Genomic DNA, 20,385 nt, shown 5'->3' on the forward strand with positions numbered 1-20,385 from the left:
CCTGCTTTTTAATTTAATCTAATTTGAATTTAAAATCAAAACTATAAGTCAGTTTTTTAATTTCCTTTTCTAATAAACTATTCCTGGATTAGTATGGAGACAGATACGATCAATATTTCTTAAACCGAACCCATATATTCTTAAGGGTCGCAAAGGAGGAATCGATCAGAAATCGATTCGACTCTAAGCCTTCGTTTTATTCTTCCCACAGTGTATACTTTCCCTGTCTATTTATCCCTGCTTAGAAGAATGGTCTCAATATCCTCCATCTCAAATCCTTTTGCCTTAAGCAGGATCAGGAAATGGTAAAGCAGATCTGCCGCTTCGTTCTTAAAAAGATCATCATTGCTGTCTTTGGCTTCAATAACCAGTTCTACAGCTTCCTCTCCTACTTTCTGAGCCATTTTATTGATGCCTCTCTGATAAAGAGCATATGTATAAGAATCTTCTGTCTTATGATCTATTCTTTCAGCAATTTTTGCTTCTAATTCATATAAAAATCCTTTGCTTTCTTTTTCACCGAAACAGCTGAAGCTTCCGGTATGGCAGACTGTATTTGTAGGAACGGCCTGAATCAAAATGGTGTCCTGATCACAATCTATACTTATGTTTTTTACGGTCAGAAAATTGCCCGATTCTTCTCCCTTAGTCCAAAGCCTGTTTTTAGAACGGCTGAAAAAGGTGACAATACCTTCCTTTTCCGTCTTTTTATAAGCTTCCTCATCCATGTAACCTAACATGAGTACTTGCTGTGTTCTGCTGTCCTGGATAATGACCGGGACAAGTCCGTTATTTTTATCAAAATCTATTTTCATCGTACGGGTATTTTTTGATTTTTTAAGTATTGCTTTAATTCCTGAATGGGCACTTCATTGAAATGGAAAATACTGGCTGCCAGAGCTCCTGTTGCTTTTGTTTCATCAAATACTTTAATGAAGTCATCTGCGCTTCCAGCTCCCCCTGAAGCAATCACAGGGATAGAAACAGCTTCCGAAACCAGCTTCGTGATGCGGATATCAAATCCGTTTTTTGTTCCGTCACCATCCATCGAGGTCAACAAGATTTCTCCGGCTCCCAAAGAAGCTGCTTCCTTTGCCCAGTTTACAGTATTTAAGCTGGTAGCCTGTTTTCCACCTCTGACGTATACAAGATCTGATCCATCTGTAAACCGGGTATCAACAGCTACAACCACGCATTGGCTTCCGAATTCTTTGGCAAGGTCATAGATCAGTTGCGGGTTTTTAACGGCAGAAGAATTGATGCTGATTTTGTCTGCTCCAGCTTCCAGAAGCTTCCTAACGTCGTCCACAGAAGAAATTCCGCCACCTACTGTAAATGGGATGCTCAATTCCCGGGCAATTTTCTTTACCAGATCTGCAAATGTTTTTCTGTCTTCCAGAGTTGCCGTAATATCCAGAAAAACCAGCTCATCAGCCCCTTCCATTTCGTATTTCACCGCAAACTCAACAGGATCTCCGGCATTCCGGAGCCCTTCAAAATTAATTCCTTTTACCGTTGTTCCGTCTTTAATATCCAGACAGGGAATGATTCTTTTTTTAAGCATTTTCAATAAATTTCTGAAGTTGTGGTAAACTTATTTTTCCTTCATAAATAGCCTTTCCGATAATTGTTCCTGAACATCCGATTTCCTTCATGCTGTACACATCTTCCATACAGGAAATTCCACCGCTGGCCATAAGCTTTACTGAGGTTTTACCCAATATTTCTTTATATAGATCTGTAGATGGCCCTCCCAGCATTCCATCCTTTGAAATATCGGTACAGATCGTTTGGCTGATTCCTTTTTTCTGATACTGAAGGAGAAAGCCTATGATATCTAAAGTACTTTCTTCCAGCCATCCGGACGTTTTGATCTTTCTGTTCTCACAGTCAGCCCCTAAAATGATCTTGTCATTGCCATATTTTTGAATCATTTCAAAACAGAATTCCGGGTCCTGTACGGCAATGCTTCCGAGAGTGATCTGCTTTGCTCCTGAATTAAAAGCAATTTCTATGTCATCCCCGGTCTTTAATCCACCTCCAAAATCAATATGAAGAGAGGTTTCCCTGGCTATATTTTCCAGGACTTTTTGGTTCACGATATGCTTAGATTTAGCTCCGTCAAGGTCAACAAGGTGAAGAAATTGGATTCCAAAGCTTTCGAATTCTTTGGCAATCTCTACAGGATCTTTACTGTATATTTTTTTGGTAGAATAATCTCCTTTTGATAGGCGGACACATTTTCCGTCAATAATATCAATAGCTGGAATAATCTTCATCATTTACAATTTTATAAAGTTGTTTAATATTCTGCTGCCCGTTACCCCAGATTTTTCCGGGTGAAACTGTACCGCAAAAAAATTATCTTTCTGCAAGGAAGCACTGAACGGCAGAATATAGTCACATACCGCAGCGGTAGACGCTGATTGCCCACAATAATAGCTGTGAACAAAGTAAAGATCACTGTTATCTTCAATTCCTGAAAAAAGTGGAGATTTCAGCCCGGAAATAGTATTCCAGCCCATATGGGGAACCAGATTTTCGGGCGGAAACTGTTTAACTTCCACATCAAAAATTCCTATTCCTTTTGTGTTACCCTCTTCATTATCACCACACATCAGCTGCATTCCCAAGCAGATTCCCAAAACAGGCTGTTTCAAACTTGGAAGAAGCGTATCAAGACCTTTTTCCTTAAGGACTTTCATTGTTGAAGAAGCTTCCCCAACACCCGGAAAAATAACTTTATCAGCTTTTAAGATGAGTTCAGGATCATCTGTAATGATGGAACCAATACCGAGCCTGGCCAAAGCATTCTGGACCGAGCTTACATTCCCCCCGTTATATTTTATTAGTGCAATCATATTATAAGCTTCCTTTAGTTGATGGTAAATTAAAACTGCTGTCCGACTGGTTCACCGCCATTTTAACGGCTTTTGCAAATGCTTTGAAAACAGCTTCTATTTTGTGGTGCTCGTTACTGCCTTCCGCTTTTATGTTCAGATTGGATTTTGAAGAATCTGTAAATGATTTGAAAAAGTGAAAAAACATTTCTGTCGGGACATCCCCTATTTTTTCTCTTTTGAAATCAACATCCCAAACAATCCATGGCCGGCCTCCGAAATCAATGGCAGCCTGAGCAAGACAATCGTCCATCGGAAGCAGAAACCCGTATCTTTCAATCCCTTTTTTATTACCCAGCGCTTTTACAAAAGCCTCTCCTAAAGCAATTCCTGTATCTTCAATAGTGTGATGCTCATCCACATTAAGATCTCCTTTAACTTTAATTTTAAGATCTAAATTTCCGTGTCTGGCGATTTGGTCCAGCATATGATCAAAAAAATGAAGTCCCGTTGAAATTTCTGCAATTCCCTTCCCGTTGAGATCTATTTCAATATCAATTTCAGTTTCATTGGTCTTTCTGTAGACTTTAGCCTTTCTTGATTCCTGCTTTAAAAAGCGATAAATCTCAGACCAATCTGTTGTTGTAAGTGCAGCATTTTCATTAAAGCTTTCATTGATAAAAATAGCTTTAGTTCCCAAATTTTGAGCAAGTTGAACATCTGTCATCCTATCTCCGATAACGTAAGAATTTTCAAGGTTATAACTTCCGTAAATGTATTTTGAAAGCATTCCAATGCCAGGTTTTCTCGTAGGAAGGTTTTCATGCTCAAAACTTTTGTCGATCAGAATATCGCTGAAAATAATTCCTTCGTTTTCAAAGGTCTTCAGCATTTTTTCCTGTGGTTTGATAAAATCTTCATAGGGAAAGCTTTCTGTTCCTAAACCATCCTGATTGGTTACCATCACCAATTCGTAATCCATTTCCCTAACAATTTTGGAAAGGTTCTGAAAAACTCCGGGATAAAATTCAAGCTTTTCCAGCGAATCTACCTGAAAATCTTCTGGCGGTTCTATAATAAGAGTTCCGTCACGGTCTATAAAGAGTACTTTTTTCATGATGCAATTGCTTTTAAAACATTGATTAATTTTTCGTTTTCTTCACGGGTTCCTATGTTGATCCTGATACAGTCCGGGATCGCAGGTGCTCTTTTACTGGTAAGAATTTCTTTTTCAAGCATTCCATTGTACACTTCTTCAACATTTTTCATTTTAATCAGGAAGAAATTGGCATCCGTTGGAAACACTTTTACGATACATTCAATGGCTTTAAATTGCTCTTCCAGCCAGGCTCTTTCCTTGAGTATACTATCAACATTTTCCTTAAGCTTATTTTTATCGTCCAAAAGGTTTAAAATAACTTCCTGGCTTAGGACATTCACATTATAAGGAGCTTTCACTGTATTGATCAGGCGAATAATCTCTTCGGATGCATAAGCAGTTCCTACTCTCGCTCCGGCTGTTCCCCAGGCTTTAGAAAATGTCTGCAAAACAATTAAGTTGGAGTATTTATTCAGCAGTTCAATTCCAGATTTGTTTCCTGAAAACTCAATATAGGCTTCATCAATGACAACAATACCATCAAAGTTCTGAACGAAAAATTCGATATCCTCAACGCTATTTCCCGTCGGATTATTCGGTGAGCACAGGAAGAAAATTTTAATCTCACGTTCTTTTGTAATCTTTAAAAAGTCATCTTTTACCATTTCAAAATTTTCATCCAGATTCAGCTTGAGAACTTCATTTTCATTCACTGCAGCGTAAAAGGCATACATAGCAAATGAAGGGTTCATCATCAGAATAGCATCTTTTTTAGGTTCGCAGAAAATTTTGATGATCAGATCGATCAGTTCGTCGCTTCCGTTCCCTAGTGCGATCTGATTGGATGAAACGTCTTTAAGTTCTGCCAGCTTTTTCTTAAGTTTTTTTTGTGTAGAATCCGGATACCTGTTGAATTCCCCGAACGGACATTCATTCGCATCCAGCATTACAGGAGCCTTGAATTCATTATGATCTCTGAAACTGATGTAAGGCTGTAGGCTCAGTATATTTTTTCTTACTAAAGTATTGAGGTTAAATTCTTTCATTATATTATTTTAATCTGATAGATACTGCATTTTTGTGGGCAATAAGGCCTTCGGCTTCTGCCATTATTTCTATTGTTTTTCCTATTTTCTTTAATCCTTCTTTAGACAAATGCTGAAAGGTAATTTTTTTGACAAAGCTGTCAAGAGAAACCCCACTGTAGTTCTTTGCATAAGCATTGGTTGGCAGTGTATGATTGGTTCCGCTGGCATAATCTCCGGCGCTTTCACAGGAATAATTTCCGAGGAAAACGGATCCTGCATTTTCAATCATTGGCACATATTGATTAAAATCTTCCAACGCAAGAATAAGATGTTCCGGAGCGTACAGGTTACTGAATTCCAGAGCTTCATCAATAGAATTGACCAGAATAAAAAGACTGTGATCCAACGCCTGACCGGCCATCTCATTTCTCGGAAGCTTTTTGATCTGCTTTTCAACGGCTTCAACGGTTTCTGTAAAAATCTTATAATCTGTGGTGATAAACACGACCTGGCTATCACTTCCGTGTTCTGCCTGCGACAGCAGATCTGCTGCACAGAACCCGGGAACGGCTTTATTATCTGCGATAACAAGAACTTCACTGGGACCCGCAGGCATATCAATCGCCACACCATAACGCTGTGCATATTCTTTCGCTGCAACGACAAATTGGTTTCCGGGTCCAAAAATTTTATACACTTTTGAGATGCTTTCTGTTCCCAGAGCCATCGCTGCAACGGCCTGTGCTCCTCCGGTTTTAAAGATTTTTGTAATACCGCAAAGCTTCGCTGCATACAGAATAGCCGGATTAATATTCCCTTTGCTATCCGGTGGCGTACAAAGAATAATCTCTTTACATCCTGCCAGATTCGCTGGTACTGCAAGCATGAGGACTGTTGAAAATAAAGGTGCTGTGCCTCCCGGAATATAGATACCTACTTTTTCAATTGCACGGTTTTCTCTCCAGCAGATTACTCCTTTTACCGTTTCAATTTTTTGTGTTTCTACAATTTGGGAAGCATGGAATTTTGAAATATTTTCTTTTGCCTGCTGAATAGCCTTCTTTAACTCTTCAGAAATTTCATTTTCTGCATTGGCCAATTCGGTTTCTGACACTCTGATTTGTGGAGTCACTGCTTTATCAAATTTTTTATTGAATTGAATAAGTGCCTGATCCCCATATTTTTCGACAGATTCAAATATTTCTGCAATAAGCCCGGATATTTCTTTACGCTCAAAAACAGGTCGTTGTACAAGATTCGTCCATGTTTTTTTTTCAGGATATCTGTATATTTTCATAATTAAATAACCATTTTATCGATTGGAATAATGAGTATATCCTGGGCTCCGTTTTCTTTCAGTTCATCAATCACGTCCCAAAATCTTTCTTCGTCAATTACGGAATGGATGCTGCTCCAGCCCTTTTCAGCTAAAGGAATGACGGTAGGGCTTTTCAATACGGGAAGAACCGAAGCAATATCGCTGATTTTATCATCAGGAACATTCATGAGGATATATTTCGAATTTTTGGCTTTTAATACGGATTTAATTCTGAACAGGAATTTATCCAGAATGGCTTCTTTTTGAGTATCGAGCAAAGAGGTTTTTGCTAAAACTGCTTCTGATGTCAGAATCGTAACGGTTTCCCTTAATCCGTTTTTAAACAGTGTGCTTCCGGAACTTACAATATCACAGATGCCGTCTGCCAGACCAATATTCGGGGCAATTTCCACTGAGCCGGAAATAATGTGAATATCGGAAGCAATTCCTTTTTCCTCAAGGAAATTTTTAAGGGTATTGGGATAAGAGGTAGCGATTTTTCTACCCTGAAAGTAGGAAAGATCATCGGTTTCCACATCTTTGGGAACGGCTAAGGAAACACGGCATTTTGAGAATCCAAGCTTCTGGACAATCTGGATATTTTTCTGTTTTTCAGCTAAGAGATTTTCGCCGACAATGGCAATATCTACCACCCCGTCTTCAAGGTATTGTGGAATATCTGAATTTCTGAGATACATGATCTCCATGGGAAAGTTGTCTACGGAAACTTTTAGCTGGTCTTTCCCGTTGTTAACAAAAATACCGCAGTCTTTGAGGAGCTGAAGAGAATCTTCGTAGAGCCGGCCACTTTTCTGAATCGCAATTTTTAATTTACTCATTGTATTATTTTAAGATAAATCTGAGTAAATGAAAACTGATCTGTTGGATACGTCCGGAAGAATCCGGGAAACAAAAAAACCGTCTGTTTACTCAGACGGTTTTAATTATTTTTTGATTTTAACACATGTTTCTATCAACCAATTCCGTCTTAGCAGAGATGATGATAGTAATGATGAAGTGTTAAAAAATTCGGTTTCATTGTTTTGAATTGTGGTACAAATGTAGGATTTATTTTTAAACTGCAAAGTTTTTTTACAGATTTTTTTTGTAGAGATCCATCAATTGCTTGGCAATAGGCTCGTCATTAAATTTCTGAACAAACTCGAAACTCTTTTCTGCACGGCGTTTTCTTTCGGATTCATTTTCCCAGAGAAATTTTATTTTGGCACCGATATCGAGATAATTGGCAGGATCGATGTAAACGGAGTCTTTTCCTCCTGCTTCCGGCAAGCAGCTGGCATTGCTTGTGATTGTCACTGTCTTTGAAAAAAGGGCCTCTATTACCGGAATTCCAAAGCCTTCAAAAAAGCTCGGGTACACAAAGATGTCTGCCAGTTTGTAAATTACAGCTAATTCATCCATGGAAACCCCTTCCAGGAAGATCACCTGTTTTTCCATTTTGTTCTTCCTGATAAAGGCTTCTACTTTTTTGTAGTAGTTAGTCTTTCTTCCAACAACAACCAGCGGAATATCTGTTCCGCTGATTCCTTTAACAATATTGAGAAGGTTTTTACGGTCTTCGATGGTTCCAACGTTTAAAATATAGCGTTCCGGAAGACTGAACTTTCCCTTTACCTCCTGAGTAAATTCATTAGACTGCTGTTCTTTAAAAGCTTTGTGGCATCCCTGGTAAATAACTTCAATTTTGCTTTCAGGAACTTTTAAATAGGTGATAATATCTCTTTTGGTCTGTTCTGAAATAGCAATGATCTTATCTGCTGAAGAAGCAGCTTTTTTAAATTTCCACAGGTGTATTTTCCGGTCAAAGAAGGAATAATACTGCGGATATCTCATAAAGATCAGGTCATGGATCGTTACAATTTTTTTGATAGGTTCTTTCCCCCATTTCAACGGAAGTTCACCGGAAAGACCATGAAATATATCTGCTCCCTGTTTTTGGGCATCTTTTCCCATTTTAAGCTGTCGGGAAAGATTTCCTTTTGAGGTAGATACAAACCGGACATTTGGTTTTTCCAGGATTTCTTTACCTCTCTCTGAACTGTTTTTGTTCAGCAGCAGGTATTCGTTTTCAGGATAGTATTGAGAAAGAATCCTGACAAGGTCTCTTGAATAATTGCCCAATCCGGACGTATTGTGAAAAAAACGTTTTGCATCGAAGGCAATTTTCATATCAAAGTTTTTAATAAGCTTTTTTAACTGTTTAAAGGTATAAATAAAATAAACCCTAAATGACTATTCAGGGTTTATTATATAAATTTTAAAATGAAACTTTAAAATTTAGGGAAAACACAGCTTATACGGCTACATTATTCTCTCTTAAAGCATCATTAAGGGATGTTTTTTTATCTGTAGATTCTTTTCTCTGGCCGATAATCAATGCACATGGAACCTGGTATTCTCCTGCAGGATACTGTTTTGTGTAGCTTCCCGGGATTACTACTGAACGGGCAGGAACTCTTCCTTTGATCTCAACAGGCTGGTCACCTGTAACGTCAATAATTTTTGTAGAAGCAGTCAGTACAACATTAGCACCCAATACGGCTTCTTTTTCGACGTGAACACCTTCTACAACGATACATCTTGAGCCGATGAAACAATCATCTTCAATGATAACAGGAGCTGCCTGTAAAGGCTCTAATACACCACCGATACCAACTCCACCACTCAGGTGAACATTTTTACCGATCTGTGCACAGCTTCCTACTGTTGCCCAGGTATCAACCATAGTTCCTGAATCTACATAAGCTCCGATATTTACGTAAGACGGCATCAAAATCACTCCTGAAGCAACGAAAGATCCTTCTCTGGCAATTGCATGCGGTACAACTCTTACTCCTTTTTCGGCATAATTTCTCTTCAAAGGAATTTTGTCATGAAATTCAAACGGACCTACTTCAATAGTTTCCATCTTCTGAATCGGGAAATACATTACTACGGCTTTCTTCACCCATTCATTCACCTGCCATCCGTTTTCTGTAGGCTCAGCAACACGAAGTTCTCCTGAATCCAATAAAGAAATAACTTCTCTTATCGCTTTCTTGCTGTCTTCGTTCTGTAATAAATCTCTATTATCCCAAATGTTTTCAATAGTTTGTTGTAACGACATGTTTCTTGTTTGATTTTAGTATAAATTATCCCTGCAGCTTCCCACAGTTCTGAAGGCCAAAAATACAAAAGATTGTCATAGTATACAAGTTAAGTCACAGACCCTGCATACTGTTATTCACAAATAATAGTCTTAGTTATAGTACTCTCTGAGCGTGGAGATAGGCTTTATTCCAGTATTTTTCGTTTAATGAAGAGATAATCACCCCTTTTGAAGTTGAAGCATGGATGAATTTCACTTCTCCATCTGCCCCGATATCGTGAACAATACCTACATGGGAAACCCTACTTCCTCCGGCTGTTGCAAAGAAAAGCAGATCTCCGGGCTTTACTTCCTTGATGTCAATCTTTTTACCAGCATCGGCCTGGTCTGATGATCTTCGCGGAAGGGAGAAATCATTTTCTTCAAAAACTTTTACGGTGAATCCTGAACAGTCAAAACCTGAAGATGTATTTCCTCCAAATCTATAAGGCGTTCCGATATATTTTTCAGCATCTTTCAGGATATCGCTGACTGATCTGGAAATGCTTCCGTTAAACTTTGAATCTAGTTTTCTGAGATTCTCAGTTTTTACAACAGTTTTATTTCCTGTATTTTTTTTTGAAGATACCTTCTTTGAAGATCCGCAGGAAACTGCAATAACAGAGGCAATCATAAGAACGGAAAGCTGCTTTATTCTTAAGTTTTTTTCAAATAATCCCGGTATCATAGTCATCTGATTTTAAATGAAGTAACTAATTATATGGCAAATATACATTTTTATATTTTAACTATAGTATAACTATACTACAACTATATAATAAATATATGTTAAAATTATAATTTCATATATTTATTAGTATATTTGAGTCCAATTTTGTGATATGGCAACGTACGAAAGTTTAATAAAGATCAATGGAAGCGTAGGCGATCTGGTTTTTTACAGCCTGAACGGGAAAAATGTGGTACGGAAGAAAAGTGGATTCAATAAAACGGCTTTCAAGAAAAGTCCTACTTATGAAAAAGTAAGGCAGAACAGTTCTGAATTCGGGCATTGTTCGAAAGCAGGAAAAACGATACGAAGCTGTATTGAAAACTATATTAAGGAAACCGGTGAGCCTCTGCTCTACCAAAGGTTTGCGAAACTGATGACCGTGATTAAGGATTATGATGCTGTTTCAGAGAAAGGAAAAAGAACCGTGCACAACGGCCTTCTTACTGAAAGAGGAATGACGTTTCTCAAGGAATTTAAATTTGGAAATAAAAAGAATTTCAGCAGTGATTTTTTTGTTTTTGAAGAAAAGGAAGATATGGTCCTGAATGTAGCGGATAATCTGCCAGCAGATGAAATAGTAATAATCACCATACACCCGGATCTGGAAATATATTCTGCTGAATATTTTGAAGATCAACTTTTGGTAAAGCAGGATGCAGAAATCCGTTTTAGGAGGCATTTTCAGGATGCCGGGCTCCTACTCTGTTTTTTAGTGCTTAGAAGTAAGGGAGAAACTACCCATATGGGATTTATTGAAATAAAAAAGCCTGCAGATTAATCTGCAGGCTTTCTGTTTATTGTTTGTTTCCTGTCCAGGTTCCGGATCTAGCCGGTGTAGGAACAGCGTTTGACCAATTTCCGTTTCCATTTTTTTCTCTTGAAAGAGTTCCTTTGAATTCTCCATCGGAAGGAAGCCCGACTACAGCAGTAAGATCTCCGGTATCAGTTAAATTTCCGGAAATGTTATAATTTTCGTCATTGACTGTAGAATGCATTGTTCCGGTTACCTTCCCGTCACTGGCAACCACAAGATTCCAGGTTCCATCATCGCTTCCGGTATATTTTCCTGACCATGTTCCTATATAATCATAAATAGTATCATCATCAGAGCTGCATCCGATAAATAAAAAGGCTGTTAAAAGAAGTAAAAAAAGTTTCTTCATAGTTTCTAATAGTTTATAAGCTAATCAAATTTTATTGTTATTTATTCATCTTCTACTTTAGAAATAGAAAAACTGAATAAGTATTTTGGCTTGTTCCGTGCAAATCTACTAATTTTTTTGATTCAGATTGTCTGAATTTTAATCAGCTGTTTATATTTTTATGAATAAGCTGCATATTTTGGCTAAAATACAATTATTTACTAAATGGAAACAAGCAATTACACGGTAAGATATTAAAAATAGGTGCGGTATTTCATTATTTCAATAGCAATTACTTTAATTAATTATTACACGACTCAACTTTTCATGATTTTTTTCCTGCCAGAAATAATTTATATGAAATTTATCTTCAAGATTATAAATATTTCTTACTTTAGTGAAAAATCTAAATAACTATTAAAATTCAAATAATAAGATGAAAACAGGATTAATATTTTTTGTTGCAATAGCCTTTTCCGGCGGTGTGAAATCACAGGTAGGGATTAATATAGAATCACCTACCCATACCCTGGATGTCAACGGGCTGGTTCGGGTGAGAGGGCTTGCCAATGCGGAAAGAAAAATAGTTGCTGCAGATCCGCAAGGAGTTTTAACGTTAGTTTCACCTGAAGAAATTTTCTCTCCGAAAGCATTATTAAACACCTCCATGTCTCCTGCTGAACAAAGGCTGACCGTTTATGAAGGAAAATGTTTCCAACCGACTGATAATGCCTCTTCCTGCACGGTTAGTGTAAATCATTATAGCTCATGTGCTGGTTTTACGAAGGCAATAGATACTCAAATCGTGGTAGGGCAAACTATTAATACGGGTAATGGACAGTTTTTGGGAACCTGGGCTGCGCGCTTTATTGATAATAAAGGTTATGTAGGCGGACTAACAGCCGCTGAACAGGTTGCCCCCGATTATCCCAGAATCTCCTACCCTGTTGCGAATGCGGCCAACTATTTGGGAAGCGGATCCTTCTCCGGGCAATGTAATGCGGATCTGGTAACCACCATCAATCAGACAACTGGTGATATCAAAGTAGAGTCTGTGAAAAGAAGTATGTTTGCCCATCTTGTCTATCTCTTATCTATATCACGCTCAAGAAGTAACTAGTAAACATTTTTTATAGAAAGAAAATAGCTGTATTTTATTATGCGGCTATTTTTTTTTGAGAATGCATAATTCTAGTTTCTAGTTAAAATTTATAGATCATTGCAAAGACAGCCAATAATCACTAAATCGATATATTATTTAATATTACGGCGGATATCCTGATATTGTTCCGTAAATAATTCCGGAGTAATTTTCGTCTCTAAAAGCAATAAAATCTTGCTGAACTTTACTTTGAGATAGAAACCTTTATCCAGTTCCAGTTTTCTGTCAGAATAATGGATGATTACTTTGGGTGTTTTGTATTTTCCTAATCTAACCATATCTACTTTTATAATATCGTTCCAGGAAATAACATGTTTCCTCAGTCCACCGGTAAAACAAATTCCTTTATCGGAAATAACCAATTTTAGCCTGGTATAAAAAAACATAGAAACAGCAATTAGAAATATCAAGGGAACCAAAAAAATAACCTCCCCGACTGCATCTTTAAACACTAATAAAGTAATTCCCAGCAATATTAAAGCAGGGCTCAAAATGTACACTATTATTTTTAGCCATTGGGGTGCTGAAAAAGATTCTTCATGTAATATTAATTGCATTATGTAAAAATATGTTTTTTTGACATGAGTTTATACTCTTCGTATTACTTAAATCAAGAATTATAATTATGCATTACTGTAAGTTCAAATGAATTGAATTTTCGGTCATAGCAGGGTTTAATTTCAAGCAAGGTCAAATAAATTCGGAATTTCTAACAACTTCTGAAAAGTTCACCATGTTTAGACATAACTAAATAGTCATATTTGTATGTACAAAAATTAAAAACAATATTATGTCGAAAAATAATTTACAGGGCAAAGTTGTATTAATTGCCGGAGGAGGTAAAAATCTGGGAGGATTACTAAGCAAAGATTTTGCAGCTAAAGGAGCAAAACTTGCCATACATTACAACAGCGAAAGCTCTAGAGCAGAAAGTGAAAAAACTTTATCTGAAGCTCAGGCTTTAGGAGCAGAAGCATTTTTATTTCAGGGTGATCTCACCAAAGTGGAAAACGTTACTAAATTCTTTGATGAAGCTATTGCTAAATTCGGAGGTATTGATATTGCGATCAATACAGTGGGTATGGTATTGAAAAAACCGTTTACAGAAACTACTGAAGAAGAATATGATAAAATGTTCGGAATCAACTCCAAATCAGCCTATTTCTTTTTACAGGAAGCCGGTAAAAAGCTAAATGATAATGGTAAAATCTGTACTATTGTAACTTCATTACTGGCAGCTTATACAGGTTTATATTCCACTTATGCAGGCGCCAAGGCTCCGGTAGAACATTTTACAAGAGCAGCTTCTAAAGAATTCGGAGCCAGAGGAATTTCTGTAACAGCTGTTGCTCCAGGTCCAATGGATACGCCTTTCTTCTACGGACAGGAAAGTGAAGATGCAGTAGCTTATCACAAATCAGCATCAGCATTAGGTGGGTTGACGAATATTAATGACATCGCTCCGCTGGTAGAATTTTTAGTGACTGACGGCTGGTGGATTACAGGCCAGACTATTTTTGCAAACGGCGGCTATACAACAAGATAAGCCGGATTAGCTTTTATGGATCAGATAATGGGTAATTAGGATTACAAAGTCTAATTATCCATTTTTTTAAGCATTTTTATTTATTGAAATATTTATTTTTTAACAGCTATACATTCAATTTCAATACTTGCATTTCGAGGCAAAGACACTACTTCAATAGTACTCCTTGCGGGGAAATGATTATGAAAATACTTGCTATATATTGTATTGACTATTTCAAAATGCTTCATATTGGTCATAAAAATGGTTGTTTTTGTGATATGTTCAAAATCGGAATGATTGTCCTCGAGAATAATCTTTAAATTTTCAAAAATCTGAACTGTCTGTTCTTCAATTCCTGCTTTTAAACTGTTTGTTTTTTGATCCAATCCGATCTGGCCTGAAATAAATATCAGATTCTCATAATGTGTTGAATGGCTATAAGGGCCTATGGGGTTTGGTAAATCAGTATGTTTTACCGCCATAACTTCTTTTTTTATACTGCATGACACCAATGTCAGCGAAAACAGTAAAAATATAAATTTGCTCATGTTAATTGATTTTATGAGATAAAAAAGAAGTTAGCTTGTAGAAAACTAACCTCTTTTGTTTTTCACTTACTTTTTGATGAAGTTGAATAATTCGTTATTAAATTTTTCCAGTTCCTCGATGAAAAGGGCATGACCGCTTTTTTCGAAAGGAACCAAAGTGGCATTTTTAAGTAAGGCTTTCATTTGTTCAGCAAGATCATAGGAACAGATTTTATCTAACTTACCGTGTAAAATCAGTGTTGGAATTGTTATTTTTTTCAGGTCATTACGCAAGTCACTGTCTCTTAAGGTTTTTAGCCCTTCTGCCATTGCGTAAGGTGATGCCTGAGCCTGAATATTTCCTAACCAGGCTCCATGCCCTTGAGACACACTGTTGTCATTTGCAGGAAAGATTTTACCGAATGTGGCGAATAGCTCTGGACGGTTTGTATTGTTGAGATTAATCAATCCATTAACATCCTCTTTGGTCCATAAACCATAATTAAAATCCGCACGTTTTGTCCATACAGGTGCCGCTGCTCCAAACAATGCCATTTTGGAAACATGGGCCGCATTATATTTGGCTACATAATGAATGACCGTTGCACCTCCCATCGAAAATCCACCGATTGTTGCATTTTTAATGTCCAGTTTATCTAAAACGACCTTAATATCATCCGCAAAAACATCATAGTTATACTTTCCTCCGGGTTTATCGGATAATCCGAATCCTCTTAATGTAATTCCTATCACCCGGTAGCCCTTTTGAATAAAATTGGCATATTGATATTCATACATAGCATCGCTCAATGGCCATCCGTGAATTAAAACAATAGGCTCCCCCTCACCAAGGTCGGTTACATGAAGCCGCACATTCTTTTCTACTTCAATATATTCTTCCCTTCCAAAGGAGGCGGGGCTTCTTTTAGTTTGTGAAAATACTTGGCTTGAAATTAATGTTGTAAATAATACGATTGCTAAAATTAAATTTTTCATGATTTTTAAATATTTAGTTGTTGTTATAATTGTTATTTTTTGATAGTACAAAGTTGGGGGAATTGTAAGGTCATATCAATGGATGGTTTTCGCTTTGAATTGCACTTTTTGCCTAACCGGGTTTAGGGTACATACGAAAAAAGCACGATCTGTGAGATTGTGCTTTATTATAGGATGATATATAAAAGATGGTCCTTTAAAACTGTTTTCTGAAACTGGTTGGTGATATTCCAACATGTTTTGTGAAAAAGCGGACAAAGTAAGCATCATCTTCGTAATTCAGACTATAGGCAATTTCTTTCACGTTCATTGCTGTATGTGCTAAAAGCCGTTTGCTTTCAAGAATAATGCGGTTTTTTATAATTTCATTGGGAGTGTCTTTGCTCACTAATCCTATTTTTTTACTCAGATTTTTTGGGGTAACGCACAGCAAATCTGCATAATCCGCAACAGTATGAAGCGTTTTATAATGTTGCTCGACCAATTTGCTGAATTTTCTTAAAAACTGCACATCAGCCTGCTGCTCTTTGTCAGATAATTGATGCTGCTGTTTCCAGATTCGAGTAGATTTCAGAATAATTAATTTTAAAAGGGTCCTTAACATCTCTTCTGTACCGGAATCTTCATTTCTTAGCTCAGACTGAATATCTCTGATGATCTTTTGAATCTCGGTAGACTGTTCTTCGTTTAAATTTATAAAAGGGATTTCAAACACATTATTGTACAAAATACCATCGCACGCCACTTCATGATCATGAATTTCTACACAATAAAAATCTCTGTTAAAATGCATTAGCTGACCTCCGATGGTTTCACAGGGCTTTAAAATGACATGGGGATTAATGAACAACAAAGTGTCGGTTTTCATTTCGATTTCCTGAAAATCCACTTGAATAATAGCGTTTTGAGGAATAAACAGGACTTTGATATGTTCATTTATTGTTGTGAGAGCATCATTTTGAATTGAGTTTTTGCTGAATTCCAGGTTGCCAAATTTTTTGTATGAAAATTCCTTTATCATTGTAGGGTTTGAAAAGATTGTTGTTAATTTATTCGCGTTAACATCTTCTTGTAAAATTAATAAATTATAAAATACGGGCTTTCTTCAAATGGAATTAAAGTTCCGAAACCCAATATAGAAAATATAAAGTAGCTACCTTAGCCGATGAAACAGGGTTTTCTTCACCCAATAAATTTACGACGGTATTTAAAAAAGTAACCTCTTTGTCTCCATCCTTGTTTATAAGCTATTTAAAGAAAGAATCTGAAACAGAATTTGATAAAATAAATAATTGATTCATTTCACGATAAAATTGCCTTCAAATCAGATTGTTAAGCTTACTTAAAATTTTGTATCGCATATTAAAGCTTTAAAAATCATTATAAATTCTGATAAATAAATGAGAAAAAATTTGGAAATATCGTTTAAATACTTACTTTTGTACCGCTTTAAGGAAAAGGGGAATTAGCTCATCTGGCTAGAGCGTTAGACTGGCAGTCTAAAGGTGACGGGTTCGATCCCCGTATTCTCCACTCATTCAAACCCTTTCCCACAAAGGGTTTGATTTAAATCAAATTTTTGGAAGCGTATTAATCGGTAACAAAATCGGTAACAAAAATTAATACGTATGAAAAATCTTAATTTCGGATGCAGACGCTCCGAGTTCCTTGTGACCAGTTCAAATGATGACTGGTTTATTCAATGTCGCTTCTATGAAGAAGGCCGAGAAAAACCCTTTACTTATCGTCGTAAGCTAAATCGTTTCAAGTCTGAGAAAGAACGAAAGGAGATTGAAAGACTTCTTTTAAAACAGATGACTTCTCTTCTTGATGAAAAAGATTACAATCCCCGAACTAAGCAATTCATGTTCATGGATGATGAACTTAACCCTAATTTGTCATTGCTACAATCCCTGGAACTTGTTTTAAAGAAAAAAATCTACACGCCTGAGCACCGGAAAGTTGTTGAGAGCTGTTTGAAAAAGTTTAAAGAAACTGCTGAAAAGCTTGAACTGGATTACCTGAAAATTAAAGATGTGGAACTTATCCATGTCAAAAAAATTCTAGAATATTCGGAACTTACGAATTACAGCTACAATCAATACAAGAAAATGCTATCCTCCTTATTTACTGATCTTGTAGATGAAGCGTGCCTGAAAGTTAACCCATGTACGGGAATTAAATCTAAAAAGCACATTGTAGAGAAGAAGGAAATATTTACAGATAAAGAACTGGAACGCATTGTTGAGCGTATTTTAAAAGATGTACCTCAATTCTATAATTTCTATCAGATTTTCTATATGTCCGGGTGTCGTGTTCCCGAAATGCTTGGATTGAAAGCTAAAGATGTTAATTTGGAAAAGCAGGAATTTACTATACTCCTTAAGAAAGGAAGTTTAGATATAAGAGAAAAAAGAGCGATCGTGCCTGACGCTTTGGAGTTTTGGAAAAGGCAATTAACGAAAATTTCAGATGATGAATTTGTTTTTTCTTATGGATTTATTCCAGGTAATACAGAACTCCACAGAGATTACATTTATAAATTTTGGAAGAATAAGATCAGAATAGGAACAATATATAAATTAAAGTACACATGGCTTGATAAAGTTGAGGCAGCCCATTACAGTGCTCAAATTATGGCAGGACACCGTGACGACAGAACAACCTCCATATATACTGTTGGGCGTGAAAAAAGAAGATTAGAGGCTCAAAAAAGCATACGGATTAAATCAACAACCTGATAAAATCAACAAAAGGGACTTTAAGTAGTCCCTTTCTTTATGTAAAGAAAATTATAAACCATAAAATACTAAATTTTTCCGGAAGATACAAAAAAACAGAAATTAAAGTATAGATTTAGATAAAACCGGTAAGTAATTGTAAATTAGCTATTGGAAAATCGGAAATCACGATTTAAATTTGTCATGTCAATATAGTCATATCAAATCCGATTTGAATTACTAAACATAAAAAAGCCACTTTAAGGGTTACACTTCTCTAAATGTATGATGTATTGACACCCCTTATTGTGGCTTTTATTTTTCACTATGAATGCAAATGTAAACAATTTTGCCGGGAATAATGGCAATGAAAAAATGACAAGTTTGATGCTTGCAGAGTTAACTGGAAAACCTCATTCAGACCTGATGAAGTCAATTAGAAGAATGGAGCCAGCATGGACGAATGTTAACCAAGGAAAATTTTCCCTCGTTAATTACAGTGATGTGAAAGGAGAATTAAGGCCAATGTTCGAATTATCAAAAACTGAGTGCTTATTTATTGCTACAAAATTCAATGATGAAGCAAGAGCAAAGGTGATTCTAAGATGGGAGCAGTTAGAAAAAGAAAAATCTAATTCAATGAATTTATATCAAAATGATCCGTTTATTCAATTACGCATGAACCAAATTCAACAGCAGCAGCAAATCGAGCAACTGGAATCGAAAGTAAATCTTATTGAAGCCAAATCAGCAACAAGACCGGACTATTTTTCTGTAATGGGATTTGCGATATTGAATAAAATAACCGTAGGATTAACGATTGCTTCGTCGATTGGCAGAAAAGCCGCTGCAATTTGTAAGAAAAACGGTTTTCCGACAGACGAAGTTCCGGATCCACGGTTTGGAAAAGTCAAACTTTACCCTAGAAACGTTCTGGAAGTTGTATTCAACGAAACTATATTCTCATAAAATAATAAGCTCCGACAATCTGGGGCTTTTTTATTTTTTATCAAGCCATTTTTTGTAATCATCTACCCTCTTCTTCCTGTCGATTTTTTCGGTTGGTAGTCCCTCAAGTATTTCAGCGCAAAGCTTTCTTTTTTCATCAGTAGAAAGCAGGTCAAGCAAAGCTTTCGCTGCAATGTAGTTTGGGTTTATCCTACCAGTCATTACTCCCCTCGTACTTCTTATTCATTGCTTCTTTTAAATCGGAAACAAGAGATTCTATTCTGGAATTAGTCAGGCCCTTAATTTCTCGCCATCCTTTATTTGGACATTTATCCTCAGGAGCTTCCAAGTCATTTGTTAGCACTCCGCAAGAAGTTATTCCCCCACCTTCGCACCTAGTACCTTCATGGATAAAAGAATGCAATACATATTTGAATCTACCATCCTTTATATAAAGATTGATTTTGTATGTTATATAGCCTCTTGCGCAATCGGCACCAAAATAAAATTTATTTGGATCATATCGTATTGATCCATTTCCTGATATTTCACCCAATGCCTTATCCTCTATACTCATAACGTCCTTCTCGCTTTTGTATGTATTGGCAATCCAGCTTCTTGCGCGGTTGTATAACTCATCTTTAGCTACGGTAGAGTCTACTTTTACAACTTCTTCGTATTTTAGTTCTTGGGAAAACAGAATTGTAGTTAGTATAAATGCAAAAAATATTAGTGTCTTTTTCATGGTTATTGTCTTTGATATCTATCCTCATTAGTATGCTCGAATATAGAAATAAATTCATTATCAAGGGAAATGATAAGTATTTTTTTAGATAATATTTCCCCATTGCTCTTGCTGCGAAGCAATAAATAAGGATTTGTTTTTCCCGTTGCATGAATAATATCAAAGTCGCCACTCAAAATTGTTCCCGAAGCTTCATCAAAATAAGAAAAGGTTCTATTAGAATTAAATATATAAATAAACTTCTGATCCGGATCGGCAGGAATCCAATTATTCCTTTCGATAGAAAATCTTCCCCAGAATTTCCATGTTCCGATCAACTCTTTTTGAATTCGGCTTCCATCATGCAGGATATTTTCATTTTCCTGATCAGAATTATTCACACAACTTTGCATTATGAGAATTGACATTGTTATAAAAAAAAGTAGCAGTTTCTTCATGATATGTTTTTTGC

At 36.4% G+C, this 20,385-nt stretch carries 24 protein-coding genes, 1 tRNA gene and 1 pseudogene; 7 read left to right on the forward strand and 19 right to left on the reverse strand.

Going from position 1 to position 20,385, the window contains the following annotated elements; genetic code table 11:
- Positions 1 to 227 precede the first annotated feature (227 nt).
- The 11 genes from hisIE to LC418_RS13790 form a co-directional block, all read right to left on the reverse strand.
- Complete coding sequence (hisIE, locus tag LC418_RS13740) at positions 228 to 815, reverse strand: bifunctional phosphoribosyl-AMP cyclohydrolase/phosphoribosyl-ATP diphosphatase HisIE (RefSeq protein WP_262901799.1); 588 nt, start codon at positions 813 to 815, stop codon at positions 228 to 230.
- Complete coding sequence (hisF, locus tag LC418_RS13745) at positions 812 to 1,564, reverse strand: imidazole glycerol phosphate synthase subunit HisF (RefSeq protein ID WP_223559546.1); 753 nt, start codon at positions 1,562 to 1,564, stop codon at positions 812 to 814. Before hisF ends, hisIE begins: the two co-directional genes overlap by 4 nt.
- A complete protein-coding gene (hisA, locus tag LC418_RS13750) occupies positions 1,557 to 2,279 on the reverse strand; it encodes a 1-(5-phosphoribosyl)-5-[(5-phosphoribosylamino)methylideneamino]imidazole-4-carboxamide isomerase (protein WP_223559863.1) in 723 nt (240 codons plus the stop codon). Before hisA ends, hisF begins: the two co-directional genes overlap by 8 nt.
- A gap of 3 nt (positions 2,280 to 2,282) precedes the next feature.
- Positions 2,283 to 2,861, reverse strand: coding sequence for an imidazole glycerol phosphate synthase subunit HisH (hisH, locus tag LC418_RS13755; protein WP_223559547.1), 579 nt, complete (start codon positions 2,859 to 2,861; stop codon positions 2,283 to 2,285).
- Between the two features lies 1 nt (position 2,862).
- Complete coding sequence (hisB, locus tag LC418_RS13760) at positions 2,863 to 3,957, reverse strand: bifunctional histidinol-phosphatase/imidazoleglycerol-phosphate dehydratase HisB (protein ID WP_223559548.1); 1,095 nt, start codon at positions 3,955 to 3,957, stop codon at positions 2,863 to 2,865.
- A complete protein-coding gene (gene hisC / locus LC418_RS13765) occupies positions 3,954 to 4,985 on the reverse strand; it encodes a histidinol-phosphate transaminase (protein WP_223559549.1) in 1,032 nt (343 codons plus the stop codon). The genes hisB and hisC overlap by 4 nt, the downstream gene beginning before the upstream one ends.
- 4 nt (positions 4,986 to 4,989) lie before the next feature.
- Positions 4,990 to 6,264 carry a histidinol dehydrogenase gene (gene hisD / locus LC418_RS13770; RefSeq protein WP_223559550.1) on the reverse strand — a complete coding sequence of 425 codons (1,275 nt, stop codon included), beginning with the start codon at positions 6,262 to 6,264 and terminating at the stop codon, positions 4,990 to 4,992.
- A gap of 2 nt (positions 6,265 to 6,266) precedes the next feature.
- Positions 6,267 to 7,124 (reverse strand): ATP phosphoribosyltransferase, encoded by an 858-nt coding sequence (gene hisG / locus LC418_RS13775; protein WP_223559551.1) that lies wholly within the window; start codon positions 7,122 to 7,124, stop codon positions 6,267 to 6,269.
- A 253-nt stretch (positions 7,125 to 7,377) separates the two neighbouring features.
- A complete protein-coding gene (locus LC418_RS13780) occupies positions 7,378 to 8,475 on the reverse strand; it encodes a glycosyltransferase family 4 protein (RefSeq protein ID WP_223559552.1) in 1,098 nt (365 codons plus the stop codon).
- 124 nt (positions 8,476 to 8,599) lie between these two features.
- Positions 8,600 to 9,412: a 2,3,4,5-tetrahydropyridine-2,6-dicarboxylate N-succinyltransferase gene (locus LC418_RS13785; RefSeq protein WP_111953256.1), complete on the reverse strand. Its 813-nt coding sequence runs from the start codon at positions 9,410 to 9,412 to the stop codon at positions 8,600 to 8,602.
- Positions 9,413 to 9,548: 136 nt separating this feature from the next.
- The gene (locus LC418_RS13790; RefSeq protein WP_223559553.1) at positions 9,549 to 10,121 is read right to left on the reverse strand and encodes a C40 family peptidase; all 573 of its coding nucleotides are present in this window, start codon (positions 10,119 to 10,121) and stop codon (positions 9,549 to 9,551) included.
- Between the two features lie 154 nt (positions 10,122 to 10,275).
- Here LC418_RS13790 and LC418_RS13795 point away from each other — a divergent pair, with 154 nt between their 5' ends.
- Positions 10,276 to 10,944, forward strand: coding sequence for a hypothetical protein (locus tag LC418_RS13795; protein ID WP_223559554.1), 669 nt, complete (start codon positions 10,276 to 10,278; stop codon positions 10,942 to 10,944).
- Between the two features lie 16 nt (positions 10,945 to 10,960).
- On the opposite strand, the gene LC418_RS13800 is transcribed toward LC418_RS13795, so the two are convergent.
- Entirely contained in the window at positions 10,961 to 11,329 is a 369-nt protein-coding gene (locus LC418_RS13800) for a hypothetical protein (RefSeq protein WP_111953252.1), read from the reverse strand.
- A 415-nt stretch (positions 11,330 to 11,744) separates the two neighbouring features.
- Between LC418_RS13800 and LC418_RS13805 the strand changes: the two genes are divergently transcribed.
- The gene (locus LC418_RS13805) at positions 11,745 to 12,428 is read left to right on the forward strand and encodes a hypothetical protein (protein WP_111953250.1); all 684 of its coding nucleotides are present in this window, start codon (positions 11,745 to 11,747) and stop codon (positions 12,426 to 12,428) included.
- Positions 12,429 to 12,562: 134 nt separating this feature from the next.
- Here the strand turns inward: LC418_RS13805 and LC418_RS13810 are convergent, their stop codons facing one another.
- Complete coding sequence (locus LC418_RS13810) at positions 12,563 to 13,027, reverse strand: hypothetical protein (RefSeq protein WP_111953248.1); 465 nt, start codon at positions 13,025 to 13,027, stop codon at positions 12,563 to 12,565.
- A gap of 233 nt (positions 13,028 to 13,260) precedes the next feature.
- Here LC418_RS13810 and LC418_RS13815 point away from each other — a divergent pair, with 233 nt between their 5' ends.
- Positions 13,261 to 14,016: an SDR family oxidoreductase gene (locus tag LC418_RS13815; RefSeq protein ID WP_111953246.1), complete on the forward strand. Its 756-nt coding sequence runs from the start codon at positions 13,261 to 13,263 to the stop codon at positions 14,014 to 14,016.
- Positions 14,017 to 14,108: 92 nt separating this feature from the next.
- On the opposite strand, the gene LC418_RS13820 is transcribed toward LC418_RS13815, so the two are convergent.
- The 3 genes from LC418_RS13820 to LC418_RS13830 all read right to left on the reverse strand — a co-directional run bounded on the left by LC418_RS13820 (position 14,109) and on the right by LC418_RS13830 (position 16,542).
- Positions 14,109 to 14,546 (reverse strand): Rid family detoxifying hydrolase, encoded by a 438-nt coding sequence (locus LC418_RS13820; protein ID WP_223559555.1) that lies wholly within the window; start codon positions 14,544 to 14,546, stop codon positions 14,109 to 14,111.
- Between the two features lie 66 nt (positions 14,547 to 14,612).
- Positions 14,613 to 15,521 carry an alpha/beta fold hydrolase gene (locus tag LC418_RS13825; protein ID WP_223559556.1) on the reverse strand — a complete coding sequence of 303 codons (909 nt, stop codon included), beginning with the start codon at positions 15,519 to 15,521 and terminating at the stop codon, positions 14,613 to 14,615.
- 196 nt (positions 15,522 to 15,717) lie between these two features.
- Positions 15,718 to 16,542: a helix-turn-helix domain-containing protein gene (locus LC418_RS13830; protein WP_223559557.1), complete on the reverse strand. Its 825-nt coding sequence runs from the start codon at positions 16,540 to 16,542 to the stop codon at positions 15,718 to 15,720.
- A 131-nt stretch (positions 16,543 to 16,673) separates the two neighbouring features.
- Here LC418_RS13830 and LC418_RS13835 point away from each other — a divergent pair.
- From LC418_RS13835 to LC418_RS13850, 4 genes and pseudogenes are all read left to right on the forward strand, one after another.
- A pseudogene (locus tag LC418_RS13835) lies at positions 16,674 to 16,817 on the forward strand (AraC family transcriptional regulator); the annotation flags it as partial.
- Between the two features lie 163 nt (positions 16,818 to 16,980).
- Positions 16,981 to 17,054 (forward strand) — tRNA-Ala (locus LC418_RS13840).
- 95 nt (positions 17,055 to 17,149) lie between these two features.
- The gene (locus LC418_RS13845; RefSeq protein WP_223559558.1) at positions 17,150 to 18,262 is read left to right on the forward strand and encodes a tyrosine-type recombinase/integrase; all 1,113 of its coding nucleotides are present in this window, start codon (positions 17,150 to 17,152) and stop codon (positions 18,260 to 18,262) included.
- Positions 18,263 to 18,568: 306 nt separating this feature from the next.
- Entirely contained in the window at positions 18,569 to 19,210 is a 642-nt protein-coding gene (locus tag LC418_RS13850) for a Rha family transcriptional regulator (RefSeq protein ID WP_223559559.1), read from the forward strand.
- 30 nt (positions 19,211 to 19,240) lie between these two features.
- Here the strand turns inward: LC418_RS13850 and LC418_RS13855 are convergent, their stop codons facing one another.
- Genes LC418_RS13855 through LC418_RS13865 form a run of 3 tightly spaced genes read right to left on the reverse strand, consistent with a single transcriptional unit; the run spans position 19,241 to position 20,341 of the window.
- On the reverse strand, positions 19,241 to 19,411 hold the full coding sequence (locus LC418_RS13855) for a hypothetical protein (RefSeq protein ID WP_223559560.1): 171 nt from the start codon (positions 19,409 to 19,411) through the stop codon (positions 19,241 to 19,243).
- Complete coding sequence (locus LC418_RS13860) at positions 19,401 to 19,934, reverse strand: DUF4468 domain-containing protein (protein ID WP_223559561.1); 534 nt, start codon at positions 19,932 to 19,934, stop codon at positions 19,401 to 19,403. The genes LC418_RS13855 and LC418_RS13860 overlap by 11 nt, the downstream gene beginning before the upstream one ends.
- A 2-nt stretch (positions 19,935 to 19,936) precedes the next feature.
- The gene (locus LC418_RS13865) at positions 19,937 to 20,341 is read right to left on the reverse strand and encodes a hypothetical protein (protein WP_223559562.1); all 405 of its coding nucleotides are present in this window, start codon (positions 20,339 to 20,341) and stop codon (positions 19,937 to 19,939) included.
- Positions 20,342 to 20,385: the final 44 nt, after the last annotated feature.

The sequence above is a fragment of the Chryseobacterium lathyri genome, assembly GCF_019970085.1.
Taxonomy (GTDB): domain Bacteria; phylum Bacteroidota; class Bacteroidia; order Flavobacteriales; family Weeksellaceae; genus Chryseobacterium; species Chryseobacterium lathyri.

Coding starts and splice junctions, on each gene's coding strand:
- hisIE (WP_262901799.1), bottom strand. CDS start 815: ATGAAAATAGATTTTGATAAAAATAACGGACTTGTCCCGGTCATTATC.
- hisF (WP_223559546.1), bottom strand. CDS start 1,564: ATGCTTAAAAAAAGAATCATTCCCTGTCTGGATATTAAAGACGGAACA.
- hisA (WP_223559863.1), bottom strand. CDS start 2,279: ATGAAGATTATTCCAGCTATTGATATTATTGACGGAAAATGTGTCCGC.
- hisH (WP_223559547.1), bottom strand. CDS start 2,861: ATGATTGCACTAATAAAATATAACGGGGGGAATGTAAGCTCGGTCCAG.
- hisB (WP_223559548.1), bottom strand. CDS start 3,957: ATGAAAAAAGTACTCTTTATAGACCGTGACGGAACTCTTATTATAGAA.
- hisC (WP_223559549.1), bottom strand. CDS start 4,985: ATGAAAGAATTTAACCTCAATACTTTAGTAAGAAAAAATATACTGAGC.
- hisD (WP_223559550.1), bottom strand. CDS start 6,264: ATGAAAATATACAGATATCCTGAAAAAAAAACATGGACGAATCTTGTA.
- hisG (WP_223559551.1), bottom strand. CDS start 7,124: ATGAGTAAATTAAAAATTGCGATTCAGAAAAGTGGCCGGCTCTACGAA.
- LC418_RS13780 (WP_223559552.1), bottom strand. CDS start 8,475: ATGAAAATTGCCTTCGATGCAAAACGTTTTTTTCACAATACGTCCGGA.
- LC418_RS13785 (WP_111953256.1), bottom strand. CDS start 9,412: ATGTCGTTACAACAAACTATTGAAAACATTTGGGATAATAGAGATTTA.
- LC418_RS13790 (WP_223559553.1), bottom strand. CDS start 10,121: ATGATACCGGGATTATTTGAAAAAAACTTAAGAATAAAGCAGCTTTCC.
- LC418_RS13795 (WP_223559554.1), top strand. CDS start 10,276: ATGGCAACGTACGAAAGTTTAATAAAGATCAATGGAAGCGTAGGCGAT.
- LC418_RS13800 (WP_111953252.1), bottom strand. CDS start 11,329: ATGAAGAAACTTTTTTTACTTCTTTTAACAGCCTTTTTATTTATCGGA.
- LC418_RS13805 (WP_111953250.1), top strand. CDS start 11,745: ATGAAAACAGGATTAATATTTTTTGTTGCAATAGCCTTTTCCGGCGGT.
- LC418_RS13810 (WP_111953248.1), bottom strand. CDS start 13,027: ATGCAATTAATATTACATGAAGAATCTTTTTCAGCACCCCAATGGCTA.
- LC418_RS13815 (WP_111953246.1), top strand. CDS start 13,261: ATGTCGAAAAATAATTTACAGGGCAAAGTTGTATTAATTGCCGGAGGA.
- LC418_RS13820 (WP_223559555.1), bottom strand. CDS start 14,546: ATGAGCAAATTTATATTTTTACTGTTTTCGCTGACATTGGTGTCATGC.
- LC418_RS13825 (WP_223559556.1), bottom strand. CDS start 15,521: ATGAAAAATTTAATTTTAGCAATCGTATTATTTACAACATTAATTTCA.
- LC418_RS13830 (WP_223559557.1), bottom strand. CDS start 16,542: ATGATAAAGGAATTTTCATACAAAAAATTTGGCAACCTGGAATTCAGC.
- LC418_RS13845 (WP_223559558.1), top strand. CDS start 17,150: ATGAAAAATCTTAATTTCGGATGCAGACGCTCCGAGTTCCTTGTGACC.
- LC418_RS13850 (WP_223559559.1), top strand. CDS start 18,569: ATGAATGCAAATGTAAACAATTTTGCCGGGAATAATGGCAATGAAAAA.
- LC418_RS13855 (WP_223559560.1), bottom strand. CDS start 19,411: ATGACTGGTAGGATAAACCCAAACTACATTGCAGCGAAAGCTTTGCTT.
- LC418_RS13860 (WP_223559561.1), bottom strand. CDS start 19,934: ATGAAAAAGACACTAATATTTTTTGCATTTATACTAACTACAATTCTG.
- LC418_RS13865 (WP_223559562.1), bottom strand. CDS start 20,341: ATGTCAATTCTCATAATGCAAAGTTGTGTGAATAATTCTGATCAGGAA.